Source organism: Bacillus cereus group sp. BfR-BA-01383 (genome assembly GCF_022663495.1).
Classification (GTDB): domain Bacteria; phylum Bacillota; class Bacilli; order Bacillales; family Bacillaceae_G; genus Bacillus_A; species Bacillus_A cereus_AU.
Map to the genome: position 1 here is coordinate 85341 of NZ_JAKUFP010000016.1, position 17704 is coordinate 103044.

A 17704-nucleotide genomic window follows, 5' to 3' on the forward strand; every position below is an offset into this window, starting at 1 on the left:
AGTAAGAGGGTTATATGATATTATGATTAATTCTAAGTCTATGTTACTTAAGGTTATATCAGTTTTTATGGGATCAGCATTTTTTATGGCATCACAATTTTTAATAATAATAATATTGGCGAGACTAGGTAATGCTGAAGTTGTAGGAGAGTTTGGATTAATGCTGGCGATTACAGGTCCTGTATACATGTTTTTTACGATGCAAATTAGAAATAAAGTTACTAGTGAAGAAAGTAACTCATCTTCGTATATTGAAATTGTAATTTTAAATGTAATATTAGCAACTATAATATCCTTAGGTATTTGCTTTATTACAAAAGCTAGTTCTGACGTAACACAATTAGTATTTATCTACTTGTTAGCCAAAAATGTTCAATTAGTTTCCGAATTAGTTTATGGTATTTTACAACAACAAGAAAAGCTTCACGAAGTAGGACTTTCAAATTTTATAAAAGGTATTTCATCGACCTTGTTATTTTTTATTTTTTACTATTTCACAAGAGATATTTTATTGGCCACTCTTAGTATAGGATTATCATGGTTACTTACTCTTTTAATATATGATATTTCTAAAATTAATATGAATAAGAAGAGAAATATTAAAGCTTACTTGAAATTACCTAATGATATGAAAAAGGTTAGTCATTTATATAGGGCTCTGTTACCTTTGGGGATTATCTCACTTCTATATTCATTAAATACAAATATAACTAGATACTTTATTACTTATTATACTGATACAGAACAATTAGGTTATTTTACAGCCCTCTCGTATCTAATGATAGCGGGAAATACTCTCGTTGGTGCGATAGGGCAGTCTTTTTGCAATAGATTATCTCGTTATAGTGATCGGGAGTCAAAAAGTGATTTTAATAAATTATTTAATAAACTAGTTATCTTTGGCTCGATGTTAGGCCTGGTAAGTACATTATTGACCTTTTATCTTGGAGAGTTCTTATTGTATATTCTTTTTGGACCAGATTATATCGAATATTCTTCGCTTTTAACTCTTTTAATGGCAGCGACTATTTTTAGATATCCTGCTGAGTTTATGGGATACGCAACTATTGCGACTAAAACTTATAAGAATGAGTTACCTCAACTTATTTTCATGTTAATTGTAACATGTATTTGTGCATTTTTATTAATACCCATATGGGGATTATACGGTGCTGCTGTTACTTTACTTGTAGGCTCTTGTATTACTGCGATTGGAAGATTTGTAATAATTTTAAGAGTGAATAAAGCAAATGAAAGGAAAGTAAGTTATGAAACACAGTAACATGGGTAATAGTGGAAATGTAATTTCATTTCCACTATTAATTAATGTATTACTCGTAACTCTACTTGTAATACTTAGTTCAATATCACTTTTGTTTTTTAGCACCAATGAAGTAGTTGCTTTAATACCGATTGCAATTACAGCTTTATTTATCATTCGAAGAATAATATTAATAATTTTTCGTACGGTACCCACTTTGGATATTTGGGCTATTTTTACGTATACTTCGATACTAATTTTTATCTATTCTCCATTGTACCATCTAATAACGCATCAACCGATTGCGAATAATTTACCATCTGATTTTACAAATCTAATAGCTATTATTGCTTGGACTTCATTACCGGTGATACCATTGTTTTATTTTGGTAGCTATATTAGAAAAAATATTAAATGGAGAGTAAAAAAAGAAGCTTTTAAGAATGAAGAAATAAAAGTACCTAATATTTCTTTCATCGCTTTTGTTTATATACTAGTTGGTTTTAGTGCAAATATGATTATAGAGTCAGGGATAGGCTTAGGTGCATTAACTGGGACCATTTATGTTTTAAATGATTTTTTTAGTGTAGGTTTAATATTTTTATATTTTAACTGGGCTAGTAAAGTTGCTAAGAAAGGTAAAAACGTAAAGTTTCTGGGGTTAATATATTTACTAGTTATTGTGGTCTTAATTTCTTTATTTAACTTAGATAGAGGTAGCAGATTCTTTATTTTAGTTTATGCATTTTGGGGATTACATATCTATGTAAATTATTTAAATAAAAAATTTAATATTACAAAGCTAATAGTAATTGCATTTATATTAATACCATTGCTTACACAATATAAGTTATTTAAGTATGCGGAATATAATACCGATTATTTGGTAGATAGTAATTACCGACAGTCTATTCAAAACCAATATGAACAATTGACGCCTAGTTACACAATTGCTACAGATTTAGGGCGCTATTACATTTGGATGTTATATTATAAGGAATTACAACCCAATGGTAATATTGATTACCAGCATGGAAAAACTTATGTTGATGCTGCTTTAACTATGTTACCTAGTTGGATTGTACCTAATAAGCCCCCGGGTATGATTGCTTTGTCTCATGATGCAGAATCTGGTAGAGGATTTTATGAACAATATAGACCTACTACAGCAAAAATAGGAGGATTTTGGGCGGAAAGTTATGTAAACTTTGGATTTTTAGGGATATGGACTTTAGCGATTATATTTGGCTATTGCCTAGAAGTTATAAATGAAGTAATAAATAGAAATAAATTTGGGAGTATTACACCGATTGTAGCGGGTTTGTTAGTTACATTTGGTGCGGAATTTTTACTGCACGATTCAAGGTTAATATTATGGCATGTTACAAAGGATTTGTTTTTAATCTTTCCGTTAATAATATATATGAAATTTAAGAAAAAGAGGTTTAATACATGAAAATAATTTTTGCTATAAGTTCGCAATACTATGAAAGTGAAGATGGAGTTTGGACAACGACATCATATAATAATACGATGTGGGATGAATATCTTAAAAGTTTTGATGAAATTTTTGTCTTAGCTCCATTAAAAAAAGTAAATGAGCTTCCAACTGGATGTAAAAGAGCTGATAATAAGAAGGTAAAATTTATTGACTCATCTGCTATTAAGAAAAAAGATGTAATTGGTATAATAAAGGTGAGAAATAAGATTAATTTATTAGTTCAATCATTAGATGGTGGGATATTGCATAGTCCATCATTTGAAGCTGAGTTAGCGTTCAGTGCTTTAAAAAAATATAAAAAGCCTTATGTTGTTGAAAGTAGAGGCGAGCAATCAATGCACGAAGGCTTTTTAAAAGCTAGGGGTATTCCTTTTGCCAAGGTTGTAAAGCGAATTTTTCTAAAAATGCATATGAGGCATCTTGAAAGGGCATACGGATGTATTTATGTTTCTAATACTTTAAAAGAAAGATATGCGCCCAAAAATATAATTAAAGCAGCAGTAATAAGTGATTTAAGATTACCAGATTCCTTTATTAAAACGCCAAGGGTTTGGGAGCAACCTTCAGAACCTTTTAAAATAATTAATGTAGGTAATTTAAGTCCTTATAAGGATCAAAAAACTTTAATAAAGGCACTTCATTTTATTGTAAAAAAATTTAATTATAATATTCAATTAAACATAGTGGGAAAAGGTCCTCTTGAATCGGAATTAAAACAGTTTGTAAAAGGGTTGGAAATAGAACAATATGTAAATTTTCATGGTTTTGTACCATGGGGAGAGGAACTTTTTAGTTTATATGATCAAAATGATTTATTTGTTCTATCTTCTCTTACAGAAGGTATGCCTAGGGTAGTACTTGAATCGTTAGCTAGAGGATTACCAGTAGTATCAACAGAAGTTTCTGGATCAATTGAAATTTTGCCTAAAGAGTGTATAGCTCCTGTCGGTGACTATAAGACATTAGCTCAAGCAATTATAAGGTTAATGGAATCTCCGTCTTTACTAAGTGAACTTTCTAATTTAGGAATTAATGAGATCAAGGATTATAGAGAGGACATTTTAAAAGAGAAAAAAATAAACTACTTTAATGAATTTAAAGAAGCTTTTAAGGTGGATTGAGATTGATGAAAGAGCCATTGGTTAGTATTATAATACCAAGTTATAATCCAGGAAGATTAATAGAATTTGCGGTAAAAAGTGTAGAAAATCAAACATATACAAATAAAGAAATTATCATTATAGATGATGGGTCAACAGATGGAACGCTAGAGTGGTTAGAAAATAATAAGGAAAGATTTAAATATGTTACTCAAAAAAATAGTGGAGCTTCTAGTGCAAGAAATAAAGGTGTAAATATTGCTACCGGAGATTTTATTGCTTTTCTTGATGCTGATGATATTTGGTTTCCTAATAAACTTGAAAAACAAATGGGAATTTTTAAAGAGGAACAGGATATTTCTTTTGTATTTTCAAACGGCTTAATAATACACGATGATATTGAAGTAGATAGTATAATTTTGGAGAATCATGAAAAAGTATTTGATTTATACACTTTACCGCCAAAAATAATAGAGTTTGATTGGAATTTTCGTATTCATTCAGTGCCTACTAGTAGCCTTCTTGTAAGAAAAGATGATTTTATTAAAGTGGGTGGATTTCCGACCTTAATTCAGGGAGAAGATTTTGCCTTAATACAATTATTATTGACTTATAATAAAGGTTATGCTTTTAAGGAACCCTTAATGTGTTATAGGAGACATCAGAATAATACAAGTTCATCTATACAAAAGGTATCTATGAAAAAAAGACTGGGAAAAATTTTAAATAAGGATTTGGCAAGAATTACATTATTCAATATTTTAAAAGAAAATAATCATCCAATACCAAAAATTATTAATAAATATAGGATTTATCCAGTCCCTTGTAGAATGCTTGCTTTGTTTATTTGGAGATTTAAGTATGGTGCAAACAAAAATAAAGTAAAACGGGATATTATTAATTATTTAACGGGAAGGGCTTGAAAAAATTGAGAGGAAGAGAAAAAGCAAAGAAATTCCAATTTTTTTTAAGAATAATGATAGGGATTTGGGGTTTTTTTCCACGGAAAGTATTGTATTCTTTATTAGTGTTAAATCGAAATTTGCCAGGATATTTAGGATTAGGAATAAGATATACTATATTTAAGGTTTTATGTAAATCTTGTGGGGAGAATGTTTTAATTGGACCTGGAGTATATTTCTTTAAGCTAGAAAATTTAGTAGTAGGAGATAATGTTAGTTTTCATCCTTTATGTTATATTGACGCTACTGGTGGAGTAGAAATACAAAAAGATGTTTCGATTGCACATAATTGTACAATTGTTTCTTTTGAACATGATTATACATCTGGAACTATATACAGGGATAATCCAGTAATCCCTAATCCCATTAGTATAGGCTCTAATGTTTGGTTAGGAGCAGGGGTAAGGGTTTTATCAGGAACGATTATTGAAAATAATGTTGTTATTGGTGCAGGTTCGATTGTTAAGGGAAAGATAAATAAAGATTCATTATATGTTGGGATACCCGCTAAAAAGATAAAAGAGATTTAGTTTTATTTTAGTGGGATATTAAATCATGAGATTTTATTTATGAAATAACTCTATTTATTTTTTTAGGAAATGAATATCAAAATGGGTTAATAATATAAAATAGTATAATGCTTGTCTCTTCTATATTATTGAGGAATATAGAATTGTTAATTAACATATGAAGAGGAAGGTAACTATGTATAAGATAGTGGTAGCAGGAACAGGCTATGTAGGCCTGGTAGCAGGTGTATGTTTTGCAGAAGTCGGTCATCAAGTAACTTGTGTTGATATTGATGAGAAAAAAGTAGAGTTAATGAAATCTGGTACTTCACCAATTTATGAGGCAGATTTAGAGGACTTAATGCAAAAAAACTATGCTGCTGGAAGAATTAATTATACAACAGATTACAAGTTAGCATATAAAGACGCAGATGCAATTTTTATTGGTGTAGGGACCCCAGAACAAGCTGATGGTTCTGCAAACCTTTCATATATCGCAACTGTTGCAAAGCAAATTGCTGAAAGTATAGAAAAAGATTGCCTTGTTGTTGTAAAGTCAACTGTTCCTATCGGAACGAACGATAAAGTAGAGCAATTTATCCATGACTTTTTAGTTAATGATGTAAAAGTAGAAGTAGCATCAAATCCAGAGTTTTTAGCGCAAGGTTCTGCGGTTCATGATACGTTATATGCAGAAAGAGTTGTCATTGGTACAGAAAGTAAATGGGCTGAAGAAGTATTAATGAATCTTTATAAGCCATTTCATTTACCTATCGTTTCAGTAAACCGAAGATCAGCTGAAATGGTTAAGTATGCCTCTAACGATTTCTTAGCCCTTAAAATCTCTTATATGAATGATATTGCAAATCTTTGTGAGTTAGTTGGTGCGGATATTCAGGATGTTGCAAAAGGTATGAGCTTTGATGAGCGTATTGGAAGTAAGTTCTTAAATGCAGGTATTGGATTTGGCGGATCATGCTTCCCTAAAGATACTAAAGCATTAGAGTATTTAGCGAGCCAAAATGGTTACGAATTAAAAACGGTAAAAGCCGCTATCGATGTAAATAATGATCAAAAGACTTTATTATACAAAAAGGCGAGCCAAAGGTTAATTACTTTTAACGGTCTTAAAGTAGCGGTGCTAGGGTTGACATTTAAACCAGGTACAGATGACTTAAGAGAAGCTGCATCTCTTGAAAATATTCCTCTACTGTTAGAGCAAGGCGCAGATATTTATGCATTTGATCCAGTAGGTGCGAATAACTTTGCTAAAGTGTATCCAGAGGGGAAAAATAAGAACGGTAATATCACATATGCTACGGATATTGAACAAGCTTTAGAAGGTGCAAACGTCTGCTTTATTTTCACAGAATGGGAAGAAGTGAAGGCATTAACTCCAGAAATTTATAAAACATTAATGCGAACACCTCTAATTTATGATGGTAGAAACATTTATGATGTGCAAGCAATACAAGAAGCAGGCATAGAATATCATTCTATTGGTAGAAAATCAACAAGTAGAGATCGCATGAAGGAGTTGAATAACAGTGATTTACAAGCCTCTAGATAAAAATAAAATATACCTTATTACTGGAGCCGCTGGTTTTGTAGGATACTTCTTATCTAAAAAATTACTAGAGCAAGGTTGCAAAGTAATAGGTGTTGATAATATAAATGATTATTATGATGTGAATCTTAAATATGCTCGTTTGGAGCAACTTAAGCCATATGAGAAATTTACCTTCATTAAAGGGGATATTTCTGATAAGGATATGATTACTAAGATCTTTGAAGAGTACAAGCCAAATATTGTAGTGAATTTAGCTGCACAAGCTGGTGTGAGATATTCAATTGAAAATCCAGATGTATATATTCAAAGTAATATTATTGGTTTTTATAATGTTCTCGAAGCATGTAGACATTACCTAGTTGATCATCTTGTATATGCATCATCTAGTTCTGTGTATGGAGCAAATAAAAAGGTTCCTTTTGAGGAAACAGATTTTGTAGATAACCCAGTATCACTTTACGCATCTACTAAGAAATCAAATGAACTAATGGCTCATACGTATAGTCATTTGTATAAGATTCCTGCTACTGGGCTTCGCTTCTTTACGGTGTATGGTCCAATGGGACGTCCAGATATGGCTTACTTTGGTTTTACTGATAAGTATTTTGCTGGTGATTCAATCAAAATATTTAATAACGGTGATTTTGAAAATGACCTATATCGTGATTTTACTTATATAGATGATATCGTTGAAGGAATCCAACGTCTTTTGAGTAATCCACCTAAAGGTGATGTTGAACATAAAGTATTCAATATTGGAAATAATAATCCTGAAAAACTAATGGTGTTTATCGAAACATTAGAGAAAGCACTAGGTAAAGCTTTAGGAAGAGAAGTTGCATTTGAAAAGGTATTTGAGCCTATCAAACCAGGAGATGTACCAGCTACTTATGCATCAACTGATTTATTACAGAAGGCTGTAGATTTTAAACCTGAAACTTCTATAGAAAAAGGCTTACAGGAGTTCGCCAATTGGTATGTAGAGTATTATAAAGTGAAATAATATTGATTATGCTTTTGGGAAAGAAAAATCCATCAACGGTTTAGGTTACTTAAGATAGAATATACTTTGATATATTGGCTATAGAATGTCATTCTTAGTATAAGAGACTAAATTGATACTTTTATTATCTGGATATTTATTCAGAATGATGGAAAGAAGAGGTCTATAATAATGAAAAAGAAAATCCTATTATGGATATTAGGAATCATAGGAGTATTAATTATAGGTGGAGGAGTCTACGCTTATAATATATATTCTTCTGTTTCAAAAACATTAGATGAAGTTCATAAACCTTTAAAGCGTGATCAAAATAATAAACAAGAAGAAAAAATCAATAAATCTGAACCTGTTTCAATCCTATTACTAGGTGCAGATGAACGCGGTGAAGATAAAGGACGTTCTGACTCTTTAATGGTTATTACTTTAAACCCGAAGAAAAATTCTATGAAGACGTTAAGTATCCCTCGTGATACGTATACGGAAATTGTTGGTAAAGGAAAAAGTGATAAAATTAACCACGCTTATGCGTTTGGTGGAGTAGATATGTCTGTCGCAACGGTCGAAAAATTCTTAGGTGTGCCTATCAATTACTACATAGAAGTTAATATGGAAGGATTTAAGGATATTGTTGATGCTGTGGGCGGTGTTGATGTAAATAATGATTTAGAATTCTCTCTTGAAGGAAAGCACTTCCAAAAAGGGAATGTTCATTTAACAGGTGATCAAGCTTTAGCGTATATTCGTATGCGTAAAGAAGATCCACGTGGTGACTTCGGTCGTCAAATGCGTCAACGCCAAGTGATGCAAGCAGTTATTAAAAAAGGTGCAAGCTTCTCTTCTTTATCGAGCTATGGCGATGTGTTAACAGCAATTCAAAAGAACGTGAAAACGAACTTAACACAAGATCAAATGTTTGATATGCAAATGAATTATAAAAATTGTCTGCAGAATAGTGAAGATATTCAAATCCCAGGTGACGGTCACAAAGCCGCTGATGGTATTTGGTACTACTATGTTCCAGATGCAGCAAAACAAGATTTAACGAGTAAGTTAAGAGCGCATCTTGAATTGACTAAGTAATATGTAATAACCCAACTCCTTTGGTAGGAGTTGGGTTTATTTTTGTATGAATTTATATTAGTATTATATATTGTGAGATTAATAGATGAGTTGAATCGATGAATAAGAAAGCAGTACTTGTCCTATGTATTTTTGTATTGTTTGTCGCTTCAATTGTGAGCGGTAAATTATACTGGAATAAGAAAATTGCGAATGCGACAGGACAGACGAGTGAAGTAACGAAAACAAAGGCTGAAGTGAAAGATAGTGGAGAGAAGAAAACAGAGAAAAAACAAGATGCGAAGGTATCTTTTAATGAAGCATATGCGAAGAATCTACCAGATGAAGTAAAAGAGAAGGTGAAGAAAGCTGCTGCGGATAAAAAGGCAGTAAATCTTGTTATTGTTGGTGACGAAGCTTCTTCATCTGAAAAAGATGCTTGGGCAGCTAAGTTAACTGCTAATTTAGAAACTGCTTATGGTAAAGGTTTATGGAATGTGACAGTTAAGGAATATAAGGGTGAAAGCACAGACGATTTAATCGCGAATAAACGTGATAAAGAGATTGCGAAAGACAATCCAGATGTGATTTTATTTGAGCCACCATTTATTACTGATAATAGTAAAACTGGTAATGGCAACTCTGTTGCGAATACGCAGAAGTTCGTTCAAGCACTTTCTACTAGTGCAAAAGATGCTACAATTATGATTCAACCATCAAACCCGGTGTATGGTGCGAAAAATTATCCGAAAGCGATTGAAGCGTTAAAGCAATTTGCAACGCAAAATGGTTATACATATGTTGATCATTGGGGAGCATGGCCTGATGCAACAACAAAAGCTATTTTACCTTACTTACAAGAAGAGTTTGGTTTCCCAAGTGCAAAAGGACATGAAGTTTGGGCGCAATATGTAACGGATTATTTTATAGCTAAATAAAATCTGTGAGAAGAAAATCATTTGTTTTATAAAAGATAAAGGATTTTCTTTTTTATTAATATTTAATAATACTGGAGGTATACTTATGGCAATACTTGTAACAGGTGGAGCAGGATATATCGGTAGTCATACATGTGTTGAATTATTGAATAACGGTTATGAAGTTATAGTAGTAGACAACCTTTCAAATAGCTCAGTAGAATCAATCAATCGAGTGAGAGAGATAACCGGAAAACAATTTAAGTTTTATAAAGATGATCTTGTAAATTACGAGGCACTGAATAAGATTTTCGAGGAAAATACAATTGAAGCTGTCATTCACTTTGCAGGTTTGAAAGCTGTAGGAGAATCGGTAGCAAAGCCATTAACGTATTATCATAACAACATTATTAGCACATTAGTATTATGTGAAGTGATGCAAAAGCGTAATGTAAAGAAGATGATTTTTAGTTCATCTGCAACGGTATATGGTATTCCAGAAACATCACCAATTACGGAAGAATTTCCATTAAGTGCAACAAATCCATATGGTCAAACAAAATTAATGATTGAACAAATGATGCGTGATGTAGCATTGGCAGATGAGGAATGGAGCATTGCATTACTCCGCTATTTCAATCCATTTGGTGCGCATGAAAGTGGACGTATTGGAGAAGATCCAAATGGAATTCCAAATAACTTAATGCCATATGTAACGCAAGTCGCAGTTGGTAAGTTAAAGGAATTGAGTGTATTTGGAAACGACTATCCAACGAAAGATGGAACAGGCATCCGTGATTACATTCATGTTGTAGACTTAGCGAATGGTCATGTAAAAGCGCTTGAGAAAGTACTGAATGCAACAGGAGTAGATGCTTATAATCTGGGAACAGGTACAGGTTATAGTGTGTTAGAGATGGTTGAAGCATTTGAAAGAGTTTCAGATAAGAAAATTCCTTATAAAATTACAGATCGTCGCCCTGGTGATGTAGCGGTATGTTTTGCAGATGCATCAAAAGCAAAACGTGAACTAGGATGGGAAGCAAAACGTGGATTAGAAGAAATGTGTGCAGATTCTTGGAAATGGCAGTCAAACAATAAAAACGGTTATATCAAAAAATAGCGTTAAGGTTTTAGTGTACACACTATAGATAATTGAGATAGATGTCTATGCTATAATGTATTATAAATTAAATAGTTATAAACTTGAAAATATAGCTATGAGGAAAGTGGGGATATAATGAATTCAATTCTAATCTGTGGCGGAGCTGGTTATATCGGTTCTCACGCTGTGAAAAAATTAGTAGATGAAGGTTTATCTGTAGTAGTAGTAGATAACTTACAAACTGGTCATGAGGATGCAATTACAGAGGGCGCGAAGTTTTATAATGGCGACCTTCGTGATAAAGCATTTTTAAGAGATGTTTTTACACAAGAAAATATTGAGGCGGTTATGCATTTCGCAGCTGATTCTTTAGTTGGAGTTAGTATGGAGAAGCCTCTTCAATATTATAATAACAATGTGTATGGTGCACTTTGCTTATTAGAGGTAATGGACGAGTTTAAGGTAGATAAGTTTATTTTCTCTTCTACTGCGGCAACGTATGGTGAGGTAGATGTGGAACTTATTACTGAGGAAACGATGACAAATCCAACAAATACATACGGAGAGACGAAGTTAGCAATCGAGAAGATGCTTCATTGGTATAGCCAAGCTTCTAATTTACGTTATAAGATTTTCAGATACTTTAACGTTGCTGGTGCAACTCCAAATGGTATTATTGGAGAAGATCACCGTCCAGAGACGCATTTAATTCCTCTTGTATTACAAGTGGCGTTAGGTCAACGTGAGAAGATTATGATGTTTGGTGAAGATTATAATACACCAGATGGTACTTGTATCCGTGATTATATTCATGTTGAGGATTTAGTGGCAGCTCACTTCTTAGGACTTAAGGATCTACAGAACGGCGGAGAGAGTGATTTCTATAACTTAGGAAATGGTAATGGTTTCAGTGTAAAAGAAATCGTTGATGCAGTTCGTGAAGTTACAAATCATGAAATCCCTGCTGAGGTAGCACCGCGCCGTGCGGGAGATCCAGCACGTTTAGTTGCTTCTTCACAAAAGGCGAAAGAGAAATTAGGATGGAATCCACAGTATGTAGAGGTTAAAACAATTATTGAACATGCGTGGAATTGGCATCAGGAGAAACCTCATGGCTATGAGAAGTAAGTAGAAATGAAAAAGAGAGGGTATCGTCGTTCAATATATGTTCGACAATACCCTCTCTTTTTTTGTATGATTTTTGCTATACTAAACTGTACTATAATACGGGATGAAAGGAGGACAATGATGAAAATACTTGTAGTTGATGATGAATCGAGTATTCGTAATTTGATTCGTATGCAGTTAGAGATGGAAGGCTACGAAGTATTGACGGCAGCTGATGGGAGAGAAGCTTTAGAGAGATGGAATGAGCAGCCGGATGTATTGATTTTGGATGTGATGCTTCCAGATACAGATGGGTATGAGCTGCTTCGTTTGTTCCGTGAGAAGGATAGAGATATTCCAGTACTCATGTTAACTGCAAAGAGTCAGATGAATGATAAATTGCTGGGCCTGCAACTTGGTGCGGATGATTATGTGACGAAGCCTTTCAATTATGCGGAGCTTATTCTTCGTGTGAAGAATATGAGCAGGCGTGTGAAGAAGGAGGAGGTAAATGTAAGTCACGAGGTAATTCGAGCTGGGGAGTTAATAATTTGTCCTAAGGAAAGAAATTTACATGTTAGTGGACAAGAGATTCAGTTAACGTACCGAGAGTTTAATTTATGTCAGCTGTTTGTTGCAAATCCGCAGCGTGTATTTATGAGAGATGAGTTGCTTGAGAAAGTATGGGGCTTTGAGTATATCGGAAATACGAGAGCGGTAGATATTATGGTGCAAAGACTTCGAAAGAAGCTCGGTACGAGCGGTGAGTATATTAAGACAATTTATGGCGTTGGCTATAAGCTAGATTGTTAAGTGGTGATGATATGTCTTTAAAACGAAATATGGTGTTTGGAATAGTTGGATTGTTGATCCCGATTCTTGTTCTTTTGTATGCAGTTGTTTATATTTCACTAGAGAAGAATATGTATCATAATGCGGCGGATTCTTTGGAAAAGTTAAGTGTAGAGGCTCAAATTTATACGATGAATTATTTAGAGAAGGAAGCAGAAGTGGAGACGCTAGGTCCGAATTCGCTTTTAATTGCTTCGTATTTAGCGAAGCGAATGGATGCCCGTGTGCAGATGATTGGGAAGAATGGAGCTGTTGTTGCAGATACACAAAAAGGAGCATTACTTCATCGGAATATTGATATTGAGAGTTCTTTGAAGGGAAAGAAATCGTATGTTTTCGAGGAGGGAGACCCAGCTCCAATTCTTTTGTTTTCAAGTCCAGTTTATTATGGAAACGATGTCATTGGGAGTATTCGTTTTATAAATGAGTTAACGGATGAGAAGGAAGTTTTAATAAATGTGAGTTGGACGTTTCTAATGACGTCTCTTTGTTTAGTAGCTGCCGGGATTTTCTTTGCGATTCGTTTGGCGAAGTCTCTTCATAAGCCGATTGATCAGTTAAGGCAAATGGCACATCGGCTTGCGAATGGAGATTATGAAAGTAAGATTGAGCTTAATGAGTATGTGGAAATTGCGCAGCTTTCAGCGTCCTTTAATGCGATGGCTGATGGGATTGAACTGCATATTAAGCAGCTGAAGGAAGAGAAAGTGAAACAGAAGGATTTCTTGGACCGCATTACGCATGAGCTGAAAACACCGCTAACAGCCATTATCGGTTATGTAGATTTAATTCCGAAGTTACAATCGAAGGAGGATGTGCAGGAGAGTCTTCGTTATGTAGCTGTAGAAAGTGAGCGTTTATTAGCACTTGTAGAGGAACTACTTAAGTCTTCAAAATATGGGACGAGCACATTTGAAGTGTCTCCTACAGTTGTGAATATAAAGGAATTGGCAGAGGAAGCAGTTTCGATTGTGAAACCGCGCTTGCAGCAGTTTGAAATTGAAGTTATGAATGAGTTAACAGAAGTACACGTCGTTGCCGATTTTGATAAGACGAAGCAAATTTTCTTAAATGTACTTGATAATGCGATTAAATATAGTGATGCTACGCAAATTCGAATGAATGTAATTGTAAATGAGCATGAGGCAAAGGTTTTTGTTCATGATGATGGCATCGGTATAGATGAAGGTGTGCTTGCGGAGTGGAATGAGTCTCCAGGAGGTAAAGTACTTCCTTCTAGTTATGGGAATGGCTATGGTTTGTATATTTGCCAAGAGATTATGAATAAGCAGGGCGGAAGTATGCGAATTGAGAGTAGCGAAGAGATTGGGACTACGATATTTATTACATTTTTACTTCCGAGACGGATGGAAGACATAAAAAACTTGAAAGCGGTTAAATGATACATTTATGAAACAATTATGCGGTATTTTCGAAACAACGTTTTTTTATCTTGGAGGTAGGCAGAAATGAAAAGGCTATCATTTCAAATTCTTACGTTTGTCTTTTGTATCATTGCTTCTCTTATTGTGTTTTATGTTATTGAGAAGCAAATATATAACAGAATTACAATTGTGGATGACAAGCAGGCCGTTTTACAAAGAGTGAATGAATCTCTTCCTATTGAAATGAAAGTAAAGCATGAGAAGTGGGGAGAAATTGTTGTAACGGATGAAGTTCGTTTACATACGATTGTTTCATTCTTTGACCGAATTCGAATAGAGCCGAGAGAAGCTAAGAGCCAAGAACAAGTATTTACTGGAGAAGTAACGTACTTGAATGGACATAAACGTACTTTTGCAGTAGGTGACTTGTTCCAGTATGAGGCGAACGTATACGGAAAGAATGGCGTGGATCCGATGATCTCAGCATTTCAAACGTATTTGTTAAGTCTGTATTATACACCAGAGCGCATTAGTAATTTCTTTGCAGAGGCAAAGGAAGTTGTAGTGAGGCAAGGGGATGTAATACGTACTACAAATCTTACGCAAATGTTTGATTCTATTCGATACGCAAAGCAAATTACAGATTACGGAGAAATTCAGAAATTATTACAATCACAGAATGAGCCCGTGGCTTATGTTACTGCTTATAAAACAGGTAAACGTATAAAGAATGACCGGGAGGATATTCTTACGATTTCTGTATATCCATCGTACTTTGTTGTGCAATATCTCGGTGACAATAACGGGAATGTCATGTATATGAAAGGATCTCTAGCAGATTTCTTTGTAAAGGAGAATGTGTCATGAGAAAGATAGCCTTTTTCTTCTTTTTGCTAGTAATCGGAGGAGCGATGTCTAGTTGCTCTCGAGATACAACCTCTATTAAATATAATAAAAGTGGTCTCCCTATTTTGGATGATCGTCATCTTGTTGCGTATGTAGCAGCCCGCGAGGAAGTTGGTGAGGCGTTGCTTTCATCATTTTGCAAACCACGAGGATGTACGTATGAATTTATTCGCCTTTCGACAGAAGAGCTTCTTCGGAGGGTAGAAGAGGAAGCTGGAAATCCGAAAGCAGATATTATTATTGGTGGTACGGTGGATGCGCATCAAATGATGAAGAAAAAAAACCTATCTATTCCTGTTACTAGTCAGCATGCGAATCGTATTTTAAAAACTGTTAAAGATAAAGACGGTTATTGGTACGGTTATGAAGTGGAGAAACTGGCGATTGCGATTAATAAAGAGCGGTGGAATGAAGAGGTAGCACCGCTTGGTCTTCCATATCCATCAAGGTGGCAAGAGTTATTAAATCCAGTATATAAGGGAAAGATTGTCATGCCCGATCCAAACGTTTCAGGTACAGCATATACGTTGTTTCAATCACTTATTGATACTTTAGGTGAAGAGCAAGCAAAGGAATATGTTAAGAACCTTGCAGGACAGGTTGGAGAAGTAACGGTGAATGGTTACATACCAGCGGAACTTGTTGCGAGCGGTGAATATATGATAGGCATCAATTTTATGGGAGATCAGAGAATGCTTCAAAAACAAGGCTTTCCTATTTTAAGTAACGAACCTGAGCAAACAGGGTTGTCCGTTAATGCGATTTCGAAGTTAAAACGTGCACCGAGTGGTATTATTGCGGATTTATTTATTGATTATTGTTTATCAGAAGAAGCGGGGCACATTTTAGAAAAAGTTTCGTTTGGCGTACCGACGATGTTTGCGAAGAATGAGAAAGAAATAGAAGGACAGCCGGTTAGAAGGACAAACCAAAATATATCAAATAGTGGAATAATCGAGATATGGAATAGACAGCGTCTCTCTCAAAAGTGAGAAAAGGAGACGAGAGTATATGTTTAAATGGCTTAAGCCAGCACCTGCAATTGAGAGATTACCAGCGGATATGATCGCTAAAGTATATACATTGCTGCGTATTCGTGTACTAATTGGAATTTCAGTTGGATATGCTGCTTATTATTTAGTGCGAAGTAACTTTACGTTATCAAGTACGTATTTAGTACAAGAATACGGTTTTAGTACAGCTCAAATTGGACTACTAGGTTCAGTAATGGCGATTGTTTATGGATTTAGTAAGTTCTTTATGGGGAATTTGTCAGATAAAGCTTTCGCCCAGCGCTTTATCGCGGTCGGTTTATTCTTATCAGGGCTTGTAAATATTTGCTTCGGTTTTGCATCTTCATTTGGGATGATTGTTACATTACTTGTCCTGAACGGTATTGTACAAGGTATGGGAGCGCCACCTTGTAGTATCGTAATGACGAAATGGTTCTCGAAGAAAGAACGTGGTACGAAAACAGGTATTTGGAATATTTCACATAACGTTGGTGGAATGCTTGTGCCACCCCTTGTCGGAATTGGTGTAGGTATTTTTGGTGAAAACCATTGGCAAGGCGGCGTATTTATTTTCCCGGCGATTATCGCAATGGTAATTTCAGTTCTTGTTTGGATTAATGCGAAGGATACACCAGAATCTGAAGGTCTTCCTCCAATTGATGAGTATCGTAATGACTATGAAAATCTTGAAAAAGCGGATAACGCTAATAAGATGTCACCAAAAGAAATTTTAATGAAATATGTAGTGAAAAATAAGTTCGTTTGGTATTTATGTATTGCGAATGCATTTGTTTATTTAATTCGTTTCGGGGTTATTAACTGGGTGCCACTTTATTTAACGACCGTTAAAGGTTTTTCAAAAAATGAAGCACATGCTGCATATGCGATTTTTGAAGGGATGGCTATTCCAAGTTCATTAATCGTTGGTCTTTTAAGTGATAAGTTATTTAAAGGAAAACGTATGCCATTATGTATTATTAGTATGGCCGGAGTTGTTGTTGGTACGGTTGTATATTGGCAAGCATCTAGCGTACTTGTTGTAAGTATTGCAGTTTCTATTATCGGATGTTTAATTTATGTACCACAGTTCTTAATCGGTTTAAGTGCGATGGAATTAGTACCGAAATTTGCAGTAGGTACGACAGTTGGTATGTGTGGTCTGTTCGGCTATGTAGGCGGAAGTCTTGTAGCAAATGCGGCAATTGGTGTTATTGTTGATCGTTCAGGTTGGGATGGTTGTTTCATTCTACTACTAGCAGGTGGTATTTTATCAACAATCTTCTTATTTATTGTTCAACGTGGACATGAGAGAAAAGGCCCTAAAGTGGCGTAATATATTATGTAGAAAAAGCTATCCAATTATCTGAAGTGAACCCGAATAGTGGTACATGAAAAAAACACCTCCTGAATTCGCATACTAAGTATGCAAATTCAACGGAGGTGTTTTTCATTTG

Annotated in this window: 16 protein-coding genes; all 16 read left to right on the forward strand. The window is 34.4% G+C overall.

The window, feature by feature from the left end; translation table 11 throughout:
* Nucleotides 1-22: 22 nt before the first annotated feature.
* The 16 genes from MR065_RS16200 to pgtP all read left to right on the forward strand — a co-directional run bounded on the left by MR065_RS16200 (nt 23) and on the right by pgtP (nt 17583).
* A complete protein-coding gene (locus MR065_RS16200; protein ID WP_242214366.1) occupies nt 23-1282 on the forward strand; it encodes an oligosaccharide flippase family protein in 1260 nt (419 codons plus the stop codon).
* The gene (locus MR065_RS16205) at nt 1269-2717 is read left to right on the forward strand and encodes an O-antigen polysaccharide polymerase Wzy family protein (RefSeq protein WP_242214367.1); all 1449 of its coding nucleotides are present in this window, start codon (nt 1269-1271) and stop codon (nt 2715-2717) included. Before MR065_RS16200 ends, MR065_RS16205 begins: the two co-directional genes overlap by 14 nt.
* On the forward strand, nt 2714-3883 hold the full coding sequence (locus MR065_RS16210; protein ID WP_242214368.1) for a glycosyltransferase family 4 protein: 1170 nt from the start codon (nt 2714-2716) through the stop codon (nt 3881-3883). Before MR065_RS16205 ends, MR065_RS16210 begins: the two co-directional genes overlap by 4 nt.
* 5 nt (nt 3884-3888) lie before the next feature.
* Nucleotides 3889-4785 carry a glycosyltransferase family 2 protein gene (locus MR065_RS16215; RefSeq protein WP_242214382.1) on the forward strand — a complete coding sequence of 299 codons (897 nt, stop codon included), beginning with the start codon at nt 3889-3891 and terminating at the stop codon, nt 4783-4785.
* A 5-nt stretch (nt 4786-4790) separates the two neighbouring features.
* Nucleotides 4791-5354, forward strand: coding sequence for an acyltransferase (locus tag MR065_RS16220; RefSeq protein WP_242214369.1), 564 nt, complete (start codon nt 4791-4793; stop codon nt 5352-5354).
* Between the two features lie 175 nt (nt 5355-5529).
* Nucleotides 5530-6903: a UDP-glucose dehydrogenase family protein gene (locus MR065_RS16225; protein ID WP_242214370.1), complete on the forward strand. Its 1374-nt coding sequence runs from the start codon at nt 5530-5532 to the stop codon at nt 6901-6903.
* A complete protein-coding gene (locus tag MR065_RS16230; RefSeq protein ID WP_070145543.1) occupies nt 6881-7906 on the forward strand; it encodes an SDR family NAD(P)-dependent oxidoreductase in 1026 nt (341 codons plus the stop codon). The genes MR065_RS16225 and MR065_RS16230 overlap by 23 nt, the downstream gene beginning before the upstream one ends.
* 171 nt (nt 7907-8077) lie before the next feature.
* The gene (gene tagU / locus MR065_RS16235; protein ID WP_242214371.1) at nt 8078-8986 is read left to right on the forward strand and encodes a polyisoprenyl-teichoic acid--peptidoglycan teichoic acid transferase TagU; all 909 of its coding nucleotides are present in this window, start codon (nt 8078-8080) and stop codon (nt 8984-8986) included.
* A gap of 98 nt (nt 8987-9084) precedes the next feature.
* On the forward strand, nt 9085-9903 hold the full coding sequence (locus MR065_RS16240; RefSeq protein WP_242214372.1) for an SGNH/GDSL hydrolase family protein: 819 nt from the start codon (nt 9085-9087) through the stop codon (nt 9901-9903).
* An 85-nt stretch (nt 9904-9988) separates the two neighbouring features.
* A complete protein-coding gene (gene galE, locus MR065_RS16245) occupies nt 9989-11005 on the forward strand; it encodes a UDP-glucose 4-epimerase GalE (RefSeq protein ID WP_242214373.1) in 1017 nt (338 codons plus the stop codon).
* 117 nt (nt 11006-11122) lie between these two features.
* Nucleotides 11123-12115 carry a UDP-glucose 4-epimerase GalE gene (galE, locus tag MR065_RS16250; protein ID WP_242214374.1) on the forward strand — a complete coding sequence of 331 codons (993 nt, stop codon included), beginning with the start codon at nt 11123-11125 and terminating at the stop codon, nt 12113-12115.
* Nucleotides 12116-12235: 120 nt separating this feature from the next.
* Nucleotides 12236-12907 (forward strand): response regulator transcription factor, encoded by a 672-nt coding sequence (locus MR065_RS16255; protein ID WP_242214375.1) that lies wholly within the window; start codon nt 12236-12238, stop codon nt 12905-12907.
* Nucleotides 12908-12918: 11 nt separating this feature from the next.
* Nucleotides 12919-14349: a HAMP domain-containing sensor histidine kinase gene (locus MR065_RS16260; protein ID WP_242214376.1), complete on the forward strand. Its 1431-nt coding sequence runs from the start codon at nt 12919-12921 to the stop codon at nt 14347-14349.
* A gap of 66 nt (nt 14350-14415) precedes the next feature.
* On the forward strand, nt 14416-15198 hold the full coding sequence (locus tag MR065_RS16265; RefSeq protein WP_242214377.1) for a DUF3919 family protein: 783 nt from the start codon (nt 14416-14418) through the stop codon (nt 15196-15198).
* Nucleotides 15195-16229, forward strand: coding sequence for an ABC transporter substrate-binding protein (locus tag MR065_RS16270; RefSeq protein WP_242214378.1), 1035 nt, complete (start codon nt 15195-15197; stop codon nt 16227-16229). The genes MR065_RS16265 and MR065_RS16270 overlap by 4 nt, the downstream gene beginning before the upstream one ends.
* A gap of 19 nt (nt 16230-16248) precedes the next feature.
* Nucleotides 16249-17583, forward strand: a complete 1335-nt coding sequence (gene pgtP, locus MR065_RS16275) for an MFS transporter (RefSeq protein ID WP_242214379.1) — start codon at nt 16249-16251, stop codon at nt 17581-17583.
* The last annotated feature ends 121 nt before the right edge of the window (nt 17584-17704 follow it).